The sequence below is a fragment of the Thermostichus sp. OS-CIW-32 genome (assembly GCF_054060415.1).
Genome location: NZ_JBSSDD010000002.1, coordinates 411,327 through 430,617, shown reverse-complemented (window position 1 = coordinate 430,617; position 19,291 = coordinate 411,327). Strand labels below are relative to the sequence as shown.

Here is a 19,291-nt window from a genome sequence, read left to right as displayed (position 1 = left end):
GCAGATGGGAAGAGGTCAAGACTGGGAGCAGCTACCCCCCAGGGGGTTTTCCACAAGAGGGCGGGGGGTCGGTGGCACCGACGCGGGCAGGGATCCCTGAGATTCGGGCCAGTCCTTCAGTTGTTGCATCAGGGCTTGGATGTGCAGACGGGGCAGATAGGGCCAGTCGCCCGCTTCTTCCAAATCTTGAAGCACCCGATACAGAGCTTGACGGGTGTTGGGCAAAGACTCCCGAAAGGCACCTTCCAGGATCGCGCGGTGCAACTCCTCCAGCAGCCGCAGGAGCATCAGCAGCTCCACACACGCTCCCACCCTCGCCTGGGCCGCCTGTTCAACAGCCAACATGATCTGACGCAAATCCGGTGGCAGATCCTCCGCCGAGATATACATAGCCACTCGTCTCTGGGTTCTGGGAAGGCAGGGGCTTTCCTATTCTAAGATTCTTCTGCCCTAGGACTGGATGGATTTTGCCCCCACAAGATCCAACTGCGCAGGCTGTTGGGATCCCCGACCCAGGCACTGCCACACCCGCTGCAAGAGGGGATCCAGCCCCTGCTTGGCAATCGCAGAAATGGTCACCACCGAAGTGCCGGCAGCAGCAGACAGCCTCTGGGCGCGCTCGGCAACCTGCTGGGGATCCAGAACATCGATCTTGTTCAAAACCAGGATTTGTGGCTTATCGATTAACCCGTGGCCGTAGGCGCGCAGCTCCTGCTGAATAACCTGGTAATCCTTGACGGGATCCGCCGCCGTGCCATCCACCAAATGAATCAGTACCCTGGTACGCTCCACATGGCGCAAAAACTCATGGCCCAGCCCCACCCCCAAGTGCGCCCCCTCGATCAGCCCCGGAATATCGGCAAACACCACCCCATCTCCCGATGGATGGGGCACCACCCCCAAATTGGGCTGCAACGTGGTGAAGGGGTAGTCAGCAATCTTGGGCCGGGCAGAGGAGACCACCGAAATCAGAGTGGACTTGCCCGCATTGGGCAGGCCGACAATGCCCACCTCGGCAATCAACTTCAGCTCCAGGCGCAGGCGCACCCGTTCTCCCGCTTCGCCCTTGGTGAATTGGCGGGGGGCGCGATTGTGGTTGCTCAAAAAATGGGCATTGCCTAAGCCGCCTTTGCCCCCACGGGCTACCAGCAATTGATCCCCCTTGCCCACCAGATCGCCCAACAATTCCCCCGTCTCCGCATTGAACACCACAGTACCGCAGGGCACCCGCACCAGCCGATCCGCACCACTGGCCCCGCTGCGATGGTTGGGCCCCCCTTTGGCCCCGTGTTCCGCTTTGATCACCGGTTGAAAGCGAAAATCCAACAGAGTTTGCAGGCCGGGATCGGCCACCAAGATCACCGAGCCGCCCCGCCCGCCATTGCCGCCGGATGGCCCCCCAGCCGGCACATACTTTTCACGGCGGAAGGCAACGATGCCATCTCCGCCATTTCCCCCTTGCACTTCAATTTCGGCTTGGTCGATAAAGTGCAATTGCTCTTCCTCCAAATCTTCTATCTTCCAGCTTGGCAAGATCCCCGGAAAACTTGCCACAAAAGACGCTCCTCTAAGCTACGATAGTATTTCCCAGCCACATCCCCCACAGGTGGGAAAGTGGGAGAGTGAATGCACTCTCATCTGGGATTCTGCTAAACTCAACTGGCCTTCTACCCTTTATCCCGCGCAACTGATCTGTTACTGCACCCCTATGAGTCGATTCACCGCTGCCGATGTAGGTTTTACCACTGAAGACTTTGCCGCCCTTCTGGATAAGTACGACTATCACTTCAGCCCTGGCGAAATTGTGGCGGGTACAGTATTCTCGGTGGAGCCACGCGGTGCTTTGATCGATATTGGGGCCAAAACGGCTGCCTTTCTGCCGCTCCAGGAGATGTCGATTAGCCGCCTGGAAGACCCGCACGAGATGCTGCAGCCCGGAGAAACCCGCGAGTTTTTTATCCTCACCGAAGAAAACGAAGAGGGACAGCTGACCCTCTCCATCCGTCGCATCGAGTACATGCGGGCCTGGGAACGGGTACGGCAGCTCCAGAAAGAAGATGCCACCGTTCGCTCAACCATTTTTGCCACCAACCGAGGTGGAGCCCTGGTGCGGATTGAGGGGCTGCGGGGCTTTATCCCCGGATCCCACATCAGCACCCGCAAGCCAAAAGAAGAGCTGGTGGGCGAAGAGCTGCCCCTGAAGTTTTTAGAGGTGGACGAAGACCGCAACCGCTTGGTGTTGAGCCATCGCCGCGCCTTGGTGGAGCGGAAGATGAACAAGCTGGAGGTGGGCGAGGTGGTGGTTGGCACGGTGCGGGGCATCAAGCCCTATGGTGCCTTCATCGATATTGGCGGCGTCTCCGGCCTGCTGCACATTTCCGAGATCTCCCACGATCATGTTGACACGCCCCACAGCGTCTTCAACGTCAACGACGAAGTGAAGGTGATGATCATCGATCTAGATGCGGAGCGGGGGCGGATCTCGCTGTCCACCAAGCAACTGGAGCCCAATCCCGGCGACATGATTCGGGATCCCAAGCTGGTTTACGAGAAGGCTGAGGAAATGGCAGCCAAGTACCGTGAGCAACTGCTGGCCGCTAAGCAAGGACAAGCGGCAGAGGCCCCACCGGAAGTGGTGGAAGAGGAGCTGGAATACGCGGCGACGGCTGTGGAATGAGGGCAAGCTTGGCGCCATCTCTGCCTGCGATGAGACTGAGGTTAGGAGCCTTCAGCTCCGTTGGCGTGGGTGGCTCGTGGGAGCGGGGCAGCCCAGGCTCCTAGGGAGACGGGTACTGCTGCTGTGGCGAAGTAGGCCGACGGCGCTCACGCAGGGCTGCAAACCTGCGCCAGTAACGGGAATCCCCCGCTCCTGAGCTTGAGGAGCTGGTCAAAGACTGTAGATCTGCCCATCCATGAGCAGATGGGTGATGCCTTTCTTTTGCAGTTGGGTGCGCACAATCTCCAGAATGTAGCCGGGAAACTGGATCACCCGGTAGGGCGGGTAGGTGTTGCTGCCCCGACGGCTCATTTCGGAAAAGCGACGGGCCACCTTGTGGTTGTCGAAAATGGGCAGCGTATTGGCGTTGTCGATCCCTTCGATGGGCAGGGATCCCGAGCCAAAGAATTCTTTGAGAGGGCGGGTGGTCAGTTCTTGGTAGCGGTCAACAACGACGTAGCAGGTTTCCGGCAGGGTGAGCTCTTCCAGGGGCAACACCTGAATTCGATAGCCGGGATCGGTGAGGGGATCCTCTTCTGGCCCATCTTCATCTTCTAGGTCTTCATCTTCTAGGAGATAGTCAGGGTCGTCCTCATCTTCGTCCTCGTCTTCAAGGTCACGGTCTTCTTCGGTCTCTTCCTCATCCTCTTCCCCGACATCCTCCACATCTTCCTGAAGCTCAGCCGCCAACTGCAGTTCTTCTGGGGGCAGTTTTGGCAGAGACTCTGTTCCAGCGGTGTTATCCTCGCCTTCGTCGTTTGCGTTCGGCTGCAGCGAGGGAGATGAAAAAGGCAGCTCCGGCTCCAGCGGCAAAATCTGCTGCTCTGGGGCTGGGATCCCGCCAACAACAGCTTTTTCCCCCATGTCTTTGCGGCGGGCAGCCGAGCGTTTGAGATGGATCAACCGCTGATACTCATCGGCAGCGATATTTTCCTTCAACACGCGGGTGATGGTGGTGATGCTCACCTGAAATTGCTCCGCCAATTCGACGGCGGTCGCTGCCGAGCCGCGGTAGGCGCTAACAATTTGCTGTTGTTCTTGCTCTGAAAGTTTGCTGCGAGCCATCCCAGATCACCCAATCCAAAAACCGAAAAAACTGAAGAGGATCCTTAGCCAGCGGCGGTTGCCCCGCACACCCGGCTGAGGCCGGCAGCCAGCTGTTCCGGCTCCAGCCCTTTGCCGATCAACACAATTTTGGACAAGCGGGGCTCATCGGGATCCCAGTCCCGTTCCAGAAAAAGGGTTTGCCGCTGGCCCACTTGATGGAAGATAACCCGCTGCGGCTCATCCAGAACCGACAGCACCCCCTTGGCGCGAAAAACGGTCTCGGACAAGTCTTGTAGCCAATCGCGAAAGGCCCCCAAATCCAGCGGCTGCTGCAGTTGAAAGCTCACCGATTGGATCCCGTCCTCCTCCAGGTGATGGCTGGGGTGGGCCTCAGTCCCCGAATCGGGGAGCCTGGGATCCCACAATTCTGGGCGGAAGGCATGCACATCCAAGATGCGGGCCAGAGGCACCTGGGCATGGGTGGTGAGCAGGCAAGGGGCAGCGGGGTTGTAGCGGCGCAGATCGAGAAGGATCCGCTCTCGTTCGGCTTCGTCGATTAAATCCACCTTATTGAGCAACAAAATGTCAGCGCTGCCGATCTGGTGGGCGGCGGTTTGCGAGCGCTGGAAATTGCGCCAGTATTCGGCACCGTCAACCAAGGTCACCACGCCATCCAGGCGCAACTCCTCATGAAAAGTCCTCTGCACAAATAGCTCCGTCACCTGCCTGGGATCCGCCACGCCGCTGGTTTCCACCACCAGATAGTCCAACGCCTGGGCATGCTGGAGCAGCTGGCGGGCCGCCCGTTCAAAATCCTCTCGCACCGTGCAGCAGAGGCAACCATTGTTGAGCTGCATCAGCCCCCCCTCGGGCATGTTGACCAACTCGCCATCGATGGAAATCTCGCCAAACTCGTTGAGGATAACCCCAATGCGCAACCCATGCTCCTCTTCCAAGATGCGCTTGAGCAGCGTGGTTTTGCCACTGCCCAAAAAACCTGTCAAAATCGTCACCGGAAGCTGAGCTTTCATATCAGGTGAGGCTGAACTGACAAGCGGCCAACAAACCCTTCTCTCAAGTTCCCCAGAAGCTCTACTAGCTTAGCTTTAGGGTTGGCTCTCCAGGATCTGGACAAGGGGGAACGACCGCTCCCACCCAAATTAGATCCTCTAACCCATCAACTAGTTATCCAACTATTTATTTATTAATGTCATTAATGTCCTCTGGGCGTTGGGGCAGACTCTCTCCTGAGGATCCCTGGGGACGAATGAGCTCGATCGGCAGGCCATCGGGATCGGCGATGAACGCCACTTCATAGACCTGGCCCCCAATTTGCTGGAGCTGGGGCGGCAGCAGCAGGGTAAGGGGCACTTGCGCTCGCAAATGTTCTAGGTAGTTGGCCAGGGATCCCCATTCGGGGCCCACCTCAAAAGCGGGGTGATAGTAGCCCACATAGTGGGGATCCCCAAAGGGATCCGGGGCAGGATGGGGCTGCGGCACTTGCATCAGCTCCAAACGCCCCCAGGGGCCGCGCATCCAGCAGGCCAGCGTGATCCCGGCAGTAAAGCGTTCTTCCACCGCAAAGCCCAGCCCCTCGTAAAAAGCGATGGAGCGGAAGATATCGGCGGTGCGAATGGAAAAATGGTGTAGTTTCATCGTCCTGCAAAGCAGCCAGATGGGGCCAGACCGCTCGGATCATCGCCGATGACGGCTGGTCAAGCGCAGACAGACTTGCTACGCTCCAGAAAAGTAGGCTGTCTATCTTAAGCACCTCTTGCAGTGTATGCTGGCCCGCCCAATCCTTGGGGCGGGAAATGCGACAACCTAAGCCGATTGCTGCCAACCTCAATTATGCCTAAGCTGGTCATTGTCGAATCTCCCACCAAAGCCCGTACCATCCGTGGATTCTTGCCTGCGGGGTACGAAGTTCAGGCCTCGATGGGACATGTGCGGGATCTCCCCGATTCGGCATCTGAAATTCCAGAAGAATTGAAAGGAGAAGAGTGGAGCCGCCTGGGGGTCAATGTCCACGCCGACTTTGAGCCCCTCTACGTCATCCCCAAGGACAAAAGAAAGGTGGTCAAGGAGCTGAAGGAAGCGCTCAAGAAGGCGGACGAGCTGATCCTGGCCACCGACGAAGACCGCGAAGGGGAAAGCATTAGCTGGCACTTGCAACAGGTGCTGCAACCCAAAGTGCCCACCCGCCGCATGGTGTTCCACGAGATCACCCGCGAGGCCATTCAGGAGGCGCTGCAAAACTGCCGTGAGGTGGATGAACAACTGGTGCGTGCCCAGGAGACCCGCCGCATCTTGGATCGCCTGGTGGGCTATACCCTGTCGCCGCTGCTGTGGAAAAAAATTGCCCCCAAACTCTCGGCAGGGCGGGTGCAGTCGGTGGCGGTCAAGCTTTTGGTGGATCGAGAGCGGGAGCGGCGCGCCTTCAGAAAAGCCTCCTACTGGGATCTCAAAGCGGAGCTGCAGCCCAAAACGACCGTCGCCGGCCAGCAGGCTGTCTTTCCAGCAGAGCTGGTGAGCTTGGGTGGCAAACGCCTGGCCAATGGGCAAGACTTCGATCCCAGCACCGGCCAGCTCATTGCCGGGCGGGATGTGGTGTTGTTGGATCAGGCCCAGGCCGAGGCCCTGCGGGATCGCTTGCTGGGAAAAGCCTGGATCGTCAGCTCTGTGGAAGAGCGCCCCTCCACCCGCAAACCTGCCCCTCCCTTTACCACCTCCACCCTGCAGCAGGAGGCCAACCGCAAGCTGCACCTGTCGGCCCAGCAGACGATGCGCATTGCCCAAAAGCTCTACGAAGAGGGCTACATCACCTACATGCGCACCGATTCGGTCCACCTGTCGGAGCAGGCCATCCGCGCTGCCCGCGCCTGCGTGGAGTCGATGTACGGCAGAGAATATCTCAGCCCCGAGCCCCGTCAGTACACCACCAAAACCAAAGGGGCGCAAGAAGCCCACGAGGCCATTCGTCCTGCCGGATCAGAGTTTCGCCTGCCCAGCCAAACCCCCCTCTCCGGCCAGGAGCTGGCCCTCTACGACCTGATCTGGAAGCGCACCGTCGCCAGCCAAATGGCTGAGGCGCGGCAGACCCACACCATCGTACTCATCGCCGTAGACGATGCGGTGTTCCGGGCCAGCGGCAAGCGCATCGATTTTCCCGGCTTTTTCCGCGCCTATGTGGAGGGATCCGACGACCCAGAGGCGGCTTTGGAAGATCGGGAGGTGCATCTGCCTCTGTTGCGGCAGGGGGATCCCCTCCGCTGCCAGAAGCTGGAACCCGTTGCCCACGAAACCCAGCCCCCGGCCCGATATACGGAAGCCTCCTTGGTCAAGGTGTTGGAAAGTGAGGGCATTGGCCGCCCCAGCACCTACGCCACCATCTTGAATACGATCATGAGCCGTGGCTACGTCAGGCCGATGGGAAGTGCCCTCGTGCCCACCTACACGGCTTTTGCAGTCACCGAGCTACTGGAAAAATACTTTCCCAACCTGGTGAATACCCGCTTCACTGCCGAGATGGAGCAAACGCTGGACGACATTGCTTCTGGACAGGCGGAGTGGCTGCCCTATCTGCGCCATTTCTTCTTGGGCGAGCAGGGTCTTGAGGGACAGGTGAAGGCCCGCGAGCTGGAAATTGATTCCGGCCTGGCCCGCTCCATCCATCTGGAGAACCTGCCTGTCAAGATCGGCATTGGCCCCTATGGCCCCTATGTAGCAGTTGAAACTGAGTCTGGAGAGGTGCGCGCCAACTTGCCGGAGGATATTCCCCCCGCCGATCTGAGCGCAGAACACATTGCGGAGCTAATCCAGCGGAAGCAGGAAGGCCCCAAGCCCATTGCCTTTCACCCGGAAACCCAGGAGCCAATCTATGTGATCCCGCAGGGCCCCTACGGCCCCTATGTGCAATTGGGAGAAGTTTCTGAGGACAACAAAAAACCCAAGCGCACCTCCCTGCCCAAAGGGTTGAAACCGGATCAGGTCACGCCAGAGATTGCCTTGGGGTTGCTGAGCTTGCCTCGCACCTTGGGGGAACACCCGGAATCGGGGAAAAAGGTGCAGGCCGGTATTGGCCGCTTCGGCCCCTACGTAGTCTGTGATGGCGATTTCCGCTCTCTGCCCGCCGAGGAGGATGTGCTGACCATCAGCCTGGAGCGGGCGCTGGAGCTGCTGGCCCAGCCCAAGAAAAGCCGTGGGCGCGCCTCGGCCAAGCCGCTGCGGGAGCTGGGATCCCATCCTGAGGATGGTGAGCCGGTCAATCTGCACGACGGCCCCTACGGGCTGTATGTCAAACATGGCAAGGTCAATGCCTCTTTGCCCAAAGGGATCCCTGCCGAAGCGGTTACCCTGGAAATGGCCCTGCAGGTGCTGGCTGAAAAAGAAGTCTCTTCTGCAGAGGTCAAGGGGAAAAGCCGCTCGACCGGCAAAGCGGGCTCCTCGGTCAGTAAAACCCAAGCCAAAACTGCCTCCAGCAGCCATACAGCCCAGCAGGCCGGAAATGCTGTGCCGCAGAAGCGGCGTAAAGCGCAAACCACTTCCACTGGCAGCGGGATGGCCAAAGAGCCGCAAGCCCAAGCGAATGGGTCAGCCCAGGTGGGATCCCGTCCCACCATTGTGAAGATCACCCCCAAAGCCCCCGCCTGAGGTCAGCTTCTTGGGGTGCGATGGCCCAAGGTCGCCTGCTCAAGGTGGCTCAGGGATGGGCTATGTAGCAGCTTTGCTGACGAAACAACTGCTCCAAGGGCCGCAAGCAGCGGCCACAGCGGCTTCCCGATTGGCAATGCACCCGCATCGCTTCTGCAAACGGCAAGGGATCCTGCTGCTGGCGCTTGGGAATCTGGGCGTGTTCCAGCTCACTGCAGTAGCAGTAGGCAGGATGGCGACGATGGGGGTGTGCAAGGGACACGGGAGTAAATGAGAGTTGGAGTCGGGGCCAACAGCCTTCAGCTCAACGTTATCACCTGGGTGCCGGGGAAGTAGTGATTGAGGATTTGCGGCGCTGTGTAGCCCTGCTCGGCCAAGCCGCGGGATCCCCACTGACACAGTCCCACCCCATGCCCGGCTCCGCGATAGGTAAAAAGGTACACTTCCTGCTGGCCGGCCTTTGGCTGGAGACGTTCCCACGTGAAGCGGTTGCTGGGGAGGATCCCCCAACCCAGGGTTTGGCCAAGGCGCAGCACAAACTCTTGGCCAGTCAACAGTTGGGATCCAACGCGGATGCGCACAGGGCGACCCCAGGGATCCGACTGCACAATCTCCAGATCGCCGTTGCCCAAGGCTTGCTCCAACTCCCGTCGGCTGAGTCGGACGCTGTGAGGGCCATAGAAAGGAGAGGCACGACACCCGTCACAGATCACCCCTTGTAGGTAGGGGCGGGCGGGTGGGGCAAAAATATCCTGATTGGCGCTGGTGTGACCGCCGCAGGTGGAGTGAAACAGAACCTCTATCGGCTGGCCGGCATGGGTTAGGATCTGCCCTCGGGTTGCCTGCACCGCAGCAGTGGTCGCCGCCGTTTCATAGGCCAGGCCACCATAAAACTGGTGGGCGGTGGAATCCTGCAATAGCCTTATCGAGGTAGAGGGCCATTCTCTTCTGGGGCCGGGGTGCAGATGGGGAATGGCCAAAGTGCGGGCCAAGATGGCTTGCGCCTGCAAGGCGGCAGCTGGCCAATCGGCAGGCATTTCGCTGGGCACCAAAGCCAGCAGATAGTCTTCCAACTTCACCCAGTTCACCAGATGCAGGCGACCTAAACCCTTGGGACGAATCTGTACCCAGCCCCGATAGCGACGCTCCTCCCCTGCGAAGGGGCGCAGGGCTCCCCCCTGTAGCCAAAGGGATCCCTGGTAGCGACGAGGCTGTCCCGGCCCGGTCAGCAGGAGCTCTTGGCGGCGAACCTGTAACTTCCAGGTGCCTGTTGGAAAAGGCTGCTGATTCAAAACAAAAGGGCCAACCAGCTCCAACTCGACCAAGGGATCCGCACTCCAGCGGCTGAACAGCTCCACGGCCAGCCAATCTCCGCGCCCGGACGTTTGGGCCTGCCGAGAGCCTCCCCAAACAGCCCACAGGGATCCCAGCACCATCGCCCCCAACTGTCGTCGCCGCATAGGCCCCATCCGGGCATCCTCTATCGATAGACCATTCCCCCAGAAATACTGTCAAGATGAGCTGGCCAGCAAAGGATCGTATCCCAGTTGCTGGGTAAGCCGGGCGCGGGCCAATTCCCGATATTCCCAAAAGTGTTCTCCTGCAGCGCAGAGGCCCAAATATAGGTTCAGCAGGCTCGGTTTCTGTCGCCAAATCGTCCATAGCTGCCGCCAAAATTGGGCGCGGATTTCGGGATGAAGGATCCCTTGCCGCCAGATGAGTTGTAGAAGCAGATGGATCCCTTTGCGGAGGGGCAGCTTCATCATTTGCCGTCGGCCATCTTTGATGCCGATATTCAGGCATTGTTGCAGGCAGCGAGATAAATATCGCGCAGGATCATACAGTTTCCAAAAACTTTCCAGATACTCTCGGGCAATCTCCGATAGAGAACGGGTGGGAATGAAATTCATCAGCGTATTTTGATCGCCGAACTCAGTAACGCCGATCCCTTCCAGCAACCGTTCCTCTTTCTTCAAGCGATTCCAGAGCTGTGTGTTTGGCAAAGCCTGTAAAATGCCCAGCATTGGCTGAGGAATACCGGTTTGCTCGACAAAAGCCTGAATGCGCTCCCCTGCTCCTGGCCGCTCTCCATCAAAGCCCAGAATAAACCCAGCATAGATCAGCAGTCCAGCCTCGTTGATCTTGCGACAGGCCTCCACCAAAGGGTGGCGGGTATTCTGGAGCTTTTGGGTCATCTGTAAGCTGTCTTGGTCTGGAGTCTCAATGCCCAAAAAGACAGCATAGAAACCCGCCTCTACCATTAACCTCATCAGTTCTTCATCTTCGGCTAGGTTAACCGAAGCCTCTGTCATAAAGGTAAATGGATAGTTGCGCTCCTTGCTCCAAGGGATCAGCTCTCGCAAAAATCGCTTGACGTTGCGCTGATTGCCGATAAAATTGTCATCCACTACAAATACCGAACCCCGCCAGCCCAAGTCATAGAGGGCCTGTAGCTCAGCTAGCATTTGACTTGGCTCTTTGGTTCTTGGCTTGCGTCCGTAAAGAGAGATGATATCGCAAAACTCACAATTAAAGGGGCAACCTCGTGAAAACTGGACTGACATCATGAAGTATTGATCCATGGGCAGCAGATCAAACCTTGGCAAAGGACTTTGGGTTACATCCGGTTTTTCCGCAGCCCGAAAAATGCCCGACTCTTGCCCAGCTTCTAGAGCCTTGACAAAGGCCGGTATGGTCACTTCCCCTTCATCCAAAACCAAATAGTGAGCACCAGATTCCAGGGCATCCTGTGGCACAGAAGTTGGATAGGGTCCGCCCACCGCTACTTTTTTGCCCAACTGCACCGCTTTGCGAATGAGGGCGTGGAAATCCTGCTTCTGCACCAACATGGCTGACAAGATCACCAGATCGCACCACTGCCAATCGGCTTCTGTTTCAGCAGCGACATTGCGATCCACAAAGCGAATCTCCCAGTGTTGGGGCAGCAAAGCAGCAACGGTGATCAAGCCAAGAGGTGGCATTAGCGCTTTTAGCCCCACCATCTCAATGGTGCGATTGTAAGACCAGAATGATTGAGGAAAACGCGGATAGAGCAGCAACGCCTTCATACCAACCAGCTCCTGAGTTGCAGATCGACCAACTTGATCCCCTACTGGTTTCCTATCGATTTGCTAGGCTTAGATAAAGCAGCCACAGATCAAACGCCTGCTCGCAATATCCTGCTGATGTTAGCCATTGGCAGATCTTGTGCAGGCTATCTGTGGAGAATCCTATGGTTCTGCGGCAAAAAATTAGCGGGCAGGGCCAATGGAGTAAAGCTTATCGGGATCCCTTAAAGTTGGTTTTGGTTATCGTCGGGCTGAGTGTTGACGTTCCCCTAGCGTACCCCCTGCAATCTTGAACCAAACCCTGCCCTCTCACGGCTGGGGACGAAGTCAGTTCTGCACACCTTGCTCAAAAACCTGCTGAACCAAGCCGCTGACGATGGAAAGTACAATTGCGCCGATAAACGCCCAGCCGAAATTATCGATGTTGAAAGCATTCCCGGCCAGCTTATCGGCAATGACCAAGCAGATGCCGTTCAAAATCAGCCAAAACAAACCCAGGGTAAGAACCGTAATCGGCAGGGTGATCAGCCGGAGAATCGGCCTAACCAAACCATTGACCAGACCAATGGCCAGAGCCGCCACCAAAGCCCCGCCAAACCCGGAGACGTGGATCCCGGGCAAAAGCCAAGCCAGGATCATTACACTCAAGGCTGACATCAGCCAGGTGGCCAAAAGAGTTGCCATGCTCCCTCCTCTGCCCTGATGGGGCCGCGATTTTGCCCTCTATGCTAGCTGATCTCCTCAGGGATCCCTTGCGCAGAGACCTCTTCAGGGCTGTAAGTTTGCAGGGCCAAAGCATGAATGCTCCGCCCCATGTGTTCCGCCAGAGCGGCATACACCAGGCGATGTCGCTGTAGGGTCGTTTTGCCGACAAACGAAGGCGACACTACTTGAACTCGGTAGTGCCCTCCTGTCCCGCCGCCGTGGCCGATGTGAAGGTGGGACTCATCCTCCACCTGCACATGAAGAGCCTGCAGCTTCTCCATCAGGTGCTGCCGAAGGTAGTCGGGGGTAAGCATGGCAACCCCTCTGGATGAGATGGGATCCCTTAAGATTGAGCCGTGGCCTTAGCAAAGGCTGCCTCGACCAGCGGACGCAGCTCGTTGCGGGCGTGCATCTCTTGGATGATGTCGCAACCGCCCACAAACTCCCCATCAATATAAATCTGCGGGATAGTAGGCCAGTTGGAAAACTCTTTAATCCCCTGGCGGATCTCAGGATCCTCGAGTACGTTAATCGCCGTGTAGGGGAAGCCCAAACTATCCAGCACACGAACGGCGGCATAGGAAAACCCACATTGGGGCATTTCCGGGGTGCCCTTCATGTAGATGAGCACCTTGTGGGTGCGGATTTGCTCACGGATTTTCTCTTCCAAAAGGGGATCCAGCATGGTGTTCAGCCACTATAGCGACAACAGTCGATAGGCAAACTGGCATCCTATCGAGATCTCATTTTCGTCTACTTTTAACATGCTCGACACTTTTCCCACGGTTGGGCCGAGAGATTCTCTCATAGACTCTGTTCTACGGACGCCACCAGCAAGCCCCATTGCCCAGGGCTGGCCCAAGCCCCCAACCTATCCAGGCAGCGACCCCAGGATCCATGTTAATTTCTACACCAACATGGTTAGCGACAGGGTCGCCGACAAACCTCAAACCCTGATTCTTCCGTTGACCCGGTCGATCCCGCTCTGGGCAAGGGTTTCAGGCCCCTCGGCGGAGAAAAACAAGGGGAAATTGCAGCCGAAAACAAGACCTCTGGGCAAGGGTTATAATGGGGGGGAGTCGCTTCCCTTCGGGGAAGTGGAATTAATGGAAACGCTGTAATTAAATTTCAACCCATGAAGTTTTTTGAAAAATACCTTACCGTTTGGGTCTCGCTATGCATTGCTGCAGGCATTGGTCTTGGGAAAATACTGGGGAATTCTGTTTCGGTGCTTGAAAGCTGGCAGATATATACCATCAACATTCCGGTAGCGGTGTTGGTTTGGATGATGATCTACCCGATGATGGTACAGATTGATTTTTCATCGATAGGCGGTGTTTCAAAAAATTGGAAAGGGCTGGCGCTGACAGTTACTGTAAACTGGCTGATCAAACCTTTCACCATGGCATTGTTTGGATGGATTTTCTTTAAAAATCTGTATGCTACCTGGATCACTCCGGAAGATGCAGACCAGTACCTGGCAGGCGCCATTCTGCTGGGTGCCGCACCCTGCACAGCCATGGTGTTTGTGTGGAGTTATTTGGTAAGAGGCGATGCCAATTATACGTTAATACAAGTTTCAGTCAACGATCTTATTCTGCCGGTTGCATTTGTACCCATTGTAAAATGGCTGCTGGGAGTAACCAACATACAGATACCGTATGAAGTACTGATTACTTCGGTGGTTGTTTTTGTTGTTATACCGCTAACTACGGGCTATCTGACCAATCGGATATTGCTTCAACGAAAAGGAAAGGATTGGTTTGAACAAAAATTTCTTCCGGCACTTCGTCCTGTTTCCATACTAGCATTGCTTTCAACCCTGGTTTTACTCTTTGCCTTTCAGGGCGAACACATACTGGATCATCCATACACCATTTTGTTGATAGCCATACCACTGACCATTCAAACCTACTTCATATTTTTTATAACCTGGCTGGGTGGAAAATTGCTCCGTTTATCACATCCGGTTTGTGCACCGGCTGCGATGATTGGTGCCAGTAATTTTTTTGAACTCGCAGTTGCCGTGGCCATATCACTTTTTGGTCTTAATTCAGGTGCGTCGTTAGCCACGGTGGTTGGTGTACTCATAGAAGTACCCATCATGTTATCGTTGGTAGCCATTGCTAACAGTTGGAGGTATTAAATTAAAAAATTCATAGCATGAAAAAAATCTTGGTTTTATGCACAGGTAACAGCTGCCGTAGTCAAATGGTACATGGTTATTTAGAAAATCTGTTACAAGGTAAAGCTCATATTTACAGTGCCGGTATTGAGATGCATGGCGTAAATCCGAGAGCCATACAAATCATGAAGGAAGATGGAATTGATATCAGTCATCATACCAGCAACCATGTAAATGAGTACTTAAACATACCCTTTGATTACATCATCACGGTATGTGATCATGCCAGAGAAAACTGTCCGTACATACCAGGTAATTCCATTCGCATACATCATAGTTTTTCTGATCCTGCCAAAGCAACCGGAAGTGAAGAAGAAATTATGCATGCATTTCGTATGGTTCGAAATGAGATACGCACATTCTGCGAAGAATTTTCAAAGACTATCATTGCTTAATCCTAGTAAGAAAACACAAACAAAAAAGCCCCGTAACCGGGGCTTTCTGATTTATTTTACAACCATGATTTTCTGATTTATTTTACAACCATGATGCGTTGTGTTATCGCTTGTTTTCCGTCAGATATTCTAAGAAGATAAATTCCAGAAGACAATCCGTCTGTGATCAAAGTTATTTGCTGCTGAGATGGAGCAATGGTAAATTGCTGCAACACCTGACTCAGTGTTGTCATCAGTTCTCCTTTCAACGGTTCGGCAGAAGCCAATTGCAGAGCAATGGTAATCATATCAGTAGCCGGATTGGGATACACCAAAAAGTTGGAGGTATTCATCACTTCATCCAGCGAAGAACAGTTAAGTACTGTAACCGATGCAGTGGCAGTTGCTGTACATCCGTTAGTAGCTGTGGCTGTAACGGTATAGGTAGTAGTGGATGCAGGGCTTACATTGATGGAAGCAGTATTAGCACCTGTATTCCAAGTAAAACTATTACCACCAGAAGCAGTAAGATTTACAGAGCTTCCCTGACAAATAGTACCGCCACCACTTATAGTAGGTGTGGGCAAAGGATTCACCACAATACTGGCTGTTGCCGTGTTTGTTCCGTTTAAATTGCTAGCTGTTAATGTTACAGTATATGTCCCCGCTGAATTAAATGTTACAGTAGGACTGGCAGCCGTACTTGTTGAAGGAGTTCCGCCGGGGAAGGACCAGCTATAGGAAGTAGCATTGGTAGATGTATTGGTAAATGTAATACTTTGCCCTGCACAGATGTTAGTTGATGAAACATTAAAAGAAGCGCTTGGTGGTGTATTGGTTGCAGCACTAATGTTTATATCATCCAGATAAGTAACATTTCCCCATCCACTTCGCAATTGGAATCTGATTCTGGCGGCGGTTTGAGAAGCATACGGGCTTAAATCTATTGTCTTGATTGTCTTGGTTGCCCATTGTGATGGGGTAGGTACAAATGCAGTGGTCATATCAGGTGCTGTAGCCAATGGACTCGGGCCTGTATTATTACCATAAGATGCTAATCGTATCCAAGTATTGCCACAATCAGTGGTGATACTTACTATTAATGAATCAGTCGCTTCCCTTCGGGGAAGTGGAATTAATGGAAAAATTAATGGAAACAAACCAAGTGATCCCCTTTCACTTCCAGCCAGTGCCCACCTGGATAATCGGGGCTACGGCTGCCTCGGTCTGCTTTTAAGAGCTGGATCCCGGCTTCTACCTGGTCAAAGGTGGGGTGGTGGGGCAGCACCAAAGACAAAAATTGAAACATCACCTGCCGCTGCAGAGCCAAGGGGGCAGCCCGCAAGGGATCCCGTCGCAGCCCTGGCAAAGCGGGCTCATATACCTGTGGCCATAGCTGAGCTGCTTGAGCTACCACCAGCTCATGTTCTGCTTGCAGCAGTGTGGCAGCCCGATTCAGGGCCGCTTCCAGTTGCGGATTAAAGTGCTGTTTCAAGTAAGGCATCACCTCTAGGCGGAGGCGGTTGCGGCCATGGGCCAGATCTTGGTTGCTGCGATCCGGCCAAACTGGCAATTGGTGCTGTTGGCAAAATTGCTCGGTTTCCCAACGGTATAGCTCCAGCAGGGGTCGCACCACTTGGGCAGAGGTGGGATCCCGGTCGTCCAGGCGACGCTGCCAATCTAGGCTGCTCAGCCCGGCGGCTCCTGTCCCTCGCAGCAAGTTCCATAAAAATGTCTCGGCCCGGTCGCTGGCCGTATGCCCCATCACCACGGCGCTGCAGTCCCAGGTGCGGGCCCATTTGTCCAGTTGTTGGTAGCGCCAAGCCCTGGCCCCTGCCTCATCTCGGCGGATGGGATCCGCAGTCTCAACGGCATGAGGCAGTCCCTGCTGCTGCAGCCACCCCTGCAAAAAGCGAGCACACTCCGTTTCATCTGCCGACCAGCGGTGATCACAATGCAGAACAAATATCTGCCAGCCCCAGCGAGGCTGCAAATCCCGCAAGATCTGGAGCAGGCAAAAAGAATCTTGCCCGCCCGAAAAAGCCACCAGCAGCCGCTGGCCAGGGTGAAGAAGTTGCCGCTGCCGAATGGCGCACTGTACCCGCAGGTGGAGAGGAGAGAGCCTGGCCACAGCTTGTTATTGCTCAGGTGCAACCCAGACCCTACCTGCCGCTATGGGATCCCTTAGGCAAGAGCTCGGGTCAGATGAGAGGCCACCGCCTGCACAGCAGCAATGCTGCGCTCGTAGGCCATTCGGGTCGGCCCCAGCAAGGTGACCGTACCCAGAGGAGCTGAGCGACGGTGGTAAGTGGAGGCGATAACCGTACAGTGGTGCAGAGACTCCAGTGGATTCTCGCTGCCAATGTAGATGATCACCGGGGTCTTGCGGGCAGACTGTCCCGACTCCTGATCCATCTCCGTTGAGCTCGGCAGAGAGGGCAAACCCCCATCGGCAAAATGGAGCCCAATCATCCCCTGAAGTTGCTTGGCTCCCTCCTCGATCAACTGCATCACTGCCTGCACCTGCCGGGCCTGGGAAAACTCCGGCTGACGCATCAACTCGGCCATACCGGCACTGAACACCTGCCCCAGAGAGGGCTGTAGACAGCGTTGCACCACCGAGCGCAGCAGTTGCTGCAGCCAATGGCCGTAGGTACGAAATTCTTCATCCAGTTTCAGCCAGCTCAGATCCTGCAACTCGGCAAAGGTTTTGCCCCGCAGCTTCAGGGTGAGAAAGTTGCTGAGCAATTGCAATTCATCTTCCAAATCCTCTCGGGAGTCGCTGGGCCAGTCGGGGGGGCTGACCAGAGCTGAATGGGTTTGATAGGAGTCGGTTACCACCAACACCATCACCCGCCCTGGCGCTACCGACACCAACTGCACATGATGAATGGCTACCACCGGCCCCTGAGGAGGGGTGATAAGAGCAATGCAACCGCTCAGATGGGCCAAAAGCTGGGCCACCCTTTGTAGGAGACTGTCCAAGTCATCTCCCAGCTCACGGCCAAGCTGATCCATCAACTGTTGCAGGGCAGGATGGGGATCCGGCTGAGGAGCATCGTGAGGGATCCCACCGCTGTTGGCGGAGGTCAACAAATCGTTGACATAAACCCGATAGCCAAAGTCGGAAGGAACCCGTCCGGCGGAGGTGTGAGGCTGAAACAGCAATCCCACTTGCTCAAGGGTGGCCAAGTCGTTGCGAATGGTGGCCGTGCTCACCCCAAAGTTATAGGACTGGGCCAAGGTTTTGGAACCGACAGGTTCAGCCGTCGCAATGTAGCTGCGCACCGTCGCCCAGAGAATCTTCCGCTGGCGGGGAGTCAGTTCGAGTTTCATAGCCGATCAAAAGAACCCAGTCAACGCCTATCAAAGGAAACTGTTAATACAGAGCCGGTAAATTGCTCCAGGATAGACCAACTCAGGGTTGAGATACGAATCTAGACAAACTTTCGCGTCTAAATACATCTGTATGCATCTATTGTTACTCTTTCATGACGGGTTGCCCAGGAAGGGAGTCGCAACACCCAATGCCGAAAGAGGTTGAGGCTGTGGGTTGTGCAGGAGAAAGGGAAATCCCCTCTAGCCTAGACCCCTTTTTTTGCCCAGAGGTGATATAAAGTTGAGTCAACTCTAGGCCAACTGGGCCTGCTGCTGTCCCCCCTGTATCCTTTTGTATCTTTGAGGTTGTCCCGTGTACTTATCCCCCCAGGAGAAAGACAAGTTGTTGATCTACCTGGCTGCCCAGTTGGCTCGGGATCGGCGGCAGCGGGGCCTCAAACTCAATTACCCTGAGGCGGTGGCCTACTTGAGCGCAGCAGTCTTGGAAGGGGCGCGGGAGGGGAAAACAGTCGCCCAATTGATGAGCGAGGGGCTGACGTGGCTGACCCGCGAGGACGTAATGCCCGGGATCCCAGAGATGATCCCGGAAATTCAAGTGGAGGCTACTTTCCCCGACGGAACCAAGCTGGTTACCCTACACCACCCCATTCGCTAGGGATCCCCCAGATGCTCCAAAGACCCAGAGACTTCAGGAGGTTGTCCCCATGCCCTCTGGCCGCAAATCCAAAACCACGCCTGGCGCCAACGCGGAGCCAGCCCTAATCCCAGGGGAACTGTTGCTGGCAGAGGATCCCATCCAGGCCAACGTCGGGCGGGCCACCGTGACCCTGGAGGTTACCAACCGAGGGGATCGGCCCATTCAGGTGGGATCCCATTTTCACTTTTTTGAGGTGAACCGAGCCCTGGTTTTCGATCGCGCCGCCAGCTTTGGCATGCGCCTCAACATTCCTTCCGGCAATGCGGTGCGTTTTGAGCCAGGCCAAACCCATCGGGTGACGCTGGTGGCTTTGGGGGGCAAGGGGTTGGTGCATGGCTTCAATCGGCTCACGGAGGGCACGATACGCTCCGCTGCCCAGAAGCGGCTGGCTCTGGCCCGATTGCAGGAGTGGCTGGGTGAAGCAGCCCATCCGTAGGGGGAATATGCCCCCCTCAAGTGTGCAGCTTTGGGCAGCGGTGTCAAGGCTCAACCCCATCCCCGTCTCTG

Annotated in this window: 20 protein-coding genes; 6 read left to right on the top strand and 14 right to left on the bottom strand. The window is 55.8% G+C overall.

Annotation, left to right across the window (positions count from 1 at the left end):
- Nucleotides 1-15 precede the first annotated feature (15 nt).
- Entirely contained in the window at nucleotides 16-390 is a 375-nt protein-coding gene (locus ACVWY8_RS04655; protein ID WP_457392803.1) for a hypothetical protein, read from the bottom strand.
- Between the two features lie 60 nt (nucleotides 391-450).
- A complete protein-coding gene (obgE, locus tag ACVWY8_RS04650) occupies nucleotides 451-1,494 on the bottom strand; it encodes a GTPase ObgE (RefSeq protein ID WP_011433920.1) in 1,044 nt (347 codons plus the stop codon).
- Between the two features lie 214 nt (nucleotides 1,495-1,708).
- On the opposite strand from obgE, the gene ACVWY8_RS04645 reads away from it, so the two are divergent.
- Nucleotides 1,709-2,677, top strand: coding sequence for a 30S ribosomal protein S1 (locus ACVWY8_RS04645; protein ID WP_011433921.1), 969 nt, complete (start codon nucleotides 1,709-1,711; stop codon nucleotides 2,675-2,677).
- 210 nt (nucleotides 2,678-2,887) lie between these two features.
- Here ACVWY8_RS04645 and ACVWY8_RS04640 read toward each other — a convergent pair whose 3' ends face one another.
- The 3 genes from ACVWY8_RS04640 to ACVWY8_RS04630 form a co-directional block, all read right to left on the bottom strand.
- Nucleotides 2,888-3,781 carry a hypothetical protein gene (locus ACVWY8_RS04640; RefSeq protein ID WP_457392805.1) on the bottom strand — a complete coding sequence of 298 codons (894 nt, stop codon included), beginning with the start codon at nucleotides 3,779-3,781 and terminating at the stop codon, nucleotides 2,888-2,890.
- Between the two features lie 44 nt (nucleotides 3,782-3,825).
- The gene (locus ACVWY8_RS04635; RefSeq protein WP_457392808.1) at nucleotides 3,826-4,794 is read right to left on the bottom strand and encodes a CobW family GTP-binding protein; all 969 of its coding nucleotides are present in this window, start codon (nucleotides 4,792-4,794) and stop codon (nucleotides 3,826-3,828) included.
- Between the two features lie 166 nt (nucleotides 4,795-4,960).
- Complete coding sequence (locus ACVWY8_RS04630; protein ID WP_011433925.1) at nucleotides 4,961-5,419, bottom strand: VOC family protein; 459 nt, start codon at nucleotides 5,417-5,419, stop codon at nucleotides 4,961-4,963.
- A 195-nt stretch (nucleotides 5,420-5,614) separates the two neighbouring features.
- On the opposite strand from ACVWY8_RS04630, the gene topA reads away from it, so the two are divergent.
- Entirely contained in the window at nucleotides 5,615-8,416 is a 2,802-nt protein-coding gene (gene topA, locus ACVWY8_RS04625; RefSeq protein WP_457392810.1) for a type I DNA topoisomerase, read from the top strand.
- 49 nt (nucleotides 8,417-8,465) lie between these two features.
- Here the strand turns inward: topA and ACVWY8_RS04620 are convergent, their stop codons facing one another.
- From ACVWY8_RS04620 to grxD, 6 genes are all read right to left on the bottom strand, one after another.
- Nucleotides 8,466-8,678, bottom strand: a complete 213-nt coding sequence (locus ACVWY8_RS04620; protein WP_457392812.1) for a (2Fe-2S)-binding protein — start codon at nucleotides 8,676-8,678, stop codon at nucleotides 8,466-8,468.
- Nucleotides 8,679-8,715: 37 nt separating this feature from the next.
- Nucleotides 8,716-9,885 carry a SpoIID/LytB domain-containing protein gene (locus ACVWY8_RS04615; protein WP_457392815.1) on the bottom strand — a complete coding sequence of 390 codons (1,170 nt, stop codon included), beginning with the start codon at nucleotides 9,883-9,885 and terminating at the stop codon, nucleotides 8,716-8,718.
- Nucleotides 9,886-9,927: 42 nt separating this feature from the next.
- Nucleotides 9,928-11,484, bottom strand: coding sequence for a B12-binding domain-containing radical SAM protein (locus ACVWY8_RS04610; protein WP_457392817.1), 1,557 nt, complete (start codon nucleotides 11,482-11,484; stop codon nucleotides 9,928-9,930).
- Between the two features lie 327 nt (nucleotides 11,485-11,811).
- Nucleotides 11,812-12,168: a phage holin family protein gene (locus ACVWY8_RS04605; protein ID WP_414412520.1), complete on the bottom strand. Its 357-nt coding sequence runs from the start codon at nucleotides 12,166-12,168 to the stop codon at nucleotides 11,812-11,814.
- Between the two features lie 44 nt (nucleotides 12,169-12,212).
- Complete coding sequence (locus ACVWY8_RS04600; RefSeq protein WP_414329320.1) at nucleotides 12,213-12,503, bottom strand: BolA family protein; 291 nt, start codon at nucleotides 12,501-12,503, stop codon at nucleotides 12,213-12,215.
- 29 nt (nucleotides 12,504-12,532) lie between these two features.
- Nucleotides 12,533-12,874, bottom strand: a complete 342-nt coding sequence (gene grxD / locus ACVWY8_RS04595; RefSeq protein ID WP_011433932.1) for a Grx4 family monothiol glutaredoxin — start codon at nucleotides 12,872-12,874, stop codon at nucleotides 12,533-12,535.
- A 450-nt stretch (nucleotides 12,875-13,324) separates the two neighbouring features.
- Here grxD and arsB point away from each other — a divergent pair, with 450 nt between their 5' ends.
- Together arsB and ACVWY8_RS04585 are read left to right on the top strand one after the other, a co-directional pair.
- On the top strand, nucleotides 13,325-14,335 hold the full coding sequence (gene arsB, locus ACVWY8_RS04590) for an ACR3 family arsenite efflux transporter (protein ID WP_457392819.1): 1,011 nt from the start codon (nucleotides 13,325-13,327) through the stop codon (nucleotides 14,333-14,335).
- Nucleotides 14,336-14,352: 17 nt separating this feature from the next.
- Complete coding sequence (locus ACVWY8_RS04585; RefSeq protein WP_414357575.1) at nucleotides 14,353-14,769, top strand: arsenate reductase ArsC; 417 nt, start codon at nucleotides 14,353-14,355, stop codon at nucleotides 14,767-14,769.
- Nucleotides 14,770-14,846: 77 nt separating this feature from the next.
- Here ACVWY8_RS04585 and ACVWY8_RS04580 read toward each other — a convergent pair whose 3' ends face one another.
- From ACVWY8_RS04580 to hrcA, 3 genes are read right to left on the bottom strand one after another with little or no spacing between them, the layout of a single operon-like run.
- Nucleotides 14,847-15,908 (bottom strand): PKD domain-containing protein, encoded by a 1,062-nt coding sequence (locus ACVWY8_RS04580; RefSeq protein WP_457392822.1) that lies wholly within the window; start codon nucleotides 15,906-15,908, stop codon nucleotides 14,847-14,849.
- Nucleotides 15,896-16,879 carry a tRNA lysidine(34) synthetase TilS gene (gene tilS, locus ACVWY8_RS04575; RefSeq protein ID WP_457392825.1) on the bottom strand — a complete coding sequence of 328 codons (984 nt, stop codon included), beginning with the start codon at nucleotides 16,877-16,879 and terminating at the stop codon, nucleotides 15,896-15,898. Before tilS ends, ACVWY8_RS04580 begins: the two co-directional genes overlap by 13 nt.
- Nucleotides 16,880-16,932: 53 nt before the next feature.
- On the bottom strand, nucleotides 16,933-18,084 hold the full coding sequence (gene hrcA / locus ACVWY8_RS04570) for a heat-inducible transcriptional repressor HrcA (RefSeq protein ID WP_414344420.1): 1,152 nt from the start codon (nucleotides 18,082-18,084) through the stop codon (nucleotides 16,933-16,935).
- A 355-nt stretch (nucleotides 18,085-18,439) separates the two neighbouring features.
- On the opposite strand from hrcA, the gene ACVWY8_RS04565 reads away from it, so the two are divergent.
- The gene (locus ACVWY8_RS04565) at nucleotides 18,440-18,742 is read left to right on the top strand and encodes an urease subunit gamma (protein WP_011433938.1); all 303 of its coding nucleotides are present in this window, start codon (nucleotides 18,440-18,442) and stop codon (nucleotides 18,740-18,742) included.
- A 49-nt stretch (nucleotides 18,743-18,791) separates the two neighbouring features.
- Entirely contained in the window at nucleotides 18,792-19,220 is a 429-nt protein-coding gene (locus tag ACVWY8_RS04560) for an urease subunit beta (protein ID WP_457392828.1), read from the top strand.
- Nucleotides 19,221-19,291: the final 71 nt, after the last annotated feature.

Bases quoted from the DNA above. Each gene is read 5' to 3' on its own strand.
- ACVWY8_RS04655 (WP_457392803.1), bottom strand. From the start codon at position 390: ATGTATATCTCGGCGGAGGATCTGCCACCGGATTTGCGTCAGATCATG.
- ACVWY8_RS04645 (WP_011433921.1), top strand. From the start codon at position 1,709: ATGAGTCGATTCACCGCTGCCGATGTAGGTTTTACCACTGAAGACTTT.
- ACVWY8_RS04640 (WP_457392805.1), bottom strand. From the start codon at position 3,781: ATGGCTCGCAGCAAACTTTCAGAGCAAGAACAACAGCAAATTGTTAGC.
- ACVWY8_RS04635 (WP_457392808.1), bottom strand. From the start codon at position 4,794: ATGAAAGCTCAGCTTCCGGTGACGATTTTGACAGGTTTTTTGGGCAGT.
- ACVWY8_RS04630 (WP_011433925.1), bottom strand. From the start codon at position 5,419: ATGAAACTACACCATTTTTCCATTCGCACCGCCGATATCTTCCGCTCC.
- topA (WP_457392810.1), top strand. From the start codon at position 5,615: ATGCCTAAGCTGGTCATTGTCGAATCTCCCACCAAAGCCCGTACCATC.
- ACVWY8_RS04615 (WP_457392815.1), bottom strand. From the start codon at position 9,885: ATGGGGCCTATGCGGCGACGACAGTTGGGGGCGATGGTGCTGGGATCC.
- ACVWY8_RS04610 (WP_457392817.1), bottom strand. From the start codon at position 11,484: ATGAAGGCGTTGCTGCTCTATCCGCGTTTTCCTCAATCATTCTGGTCT.
- ACVWY8_RS04605 (WP_414412520.1), bottom strand. From the start codon at position 12,168: ATGGCAACTCTTTTGGCCACCTGGCTGATGTCAGCCTTGAGTGTAATG.
- ACVWY8_RS04600 (WP_414329320.1), bottom strand. From the start codon at position 12,503: ATGCTTACCCCCGACTACCTTCGGCAGCACCTGATGGAGAAGCTGCAG.
- grxD (WP_011433932.1), bottom strand. From the start codon at position 12,874: ATGCTGGATCCCCTTTTGGAAGAGAAAATCCGTGAGCAAATCCGCACC.
- arsB (WP_457392819.1), top strand. From the start codon at position 13,325: ATGAAGTTTTTTGAAAAATACCTTACCGTTTGGGTCTCGCTATGCATT.
- ACVWY8_RS04585 (WP_414357575.1), top strand. From the start codon at position 14,353: ATGAAAAAAATCTTGGTTTTATGCACAGGTAACAGCTGCCGTAGTCAA.
- hrcA (WP_414344420.1), bottom strand. From the start codon at position 18,084: ATGAAACTCGAACTGACTCCCCGCCAGCGGAAGATTCTCTGGGCGACG.
- ACVWY8_RS04560 (WP_457392828.1), top strand. From the start codon at position 18,792: ATGCCCTCTGGCCGCAAATCCAAAACCACGCCTGGCGCCAACGCGGAG.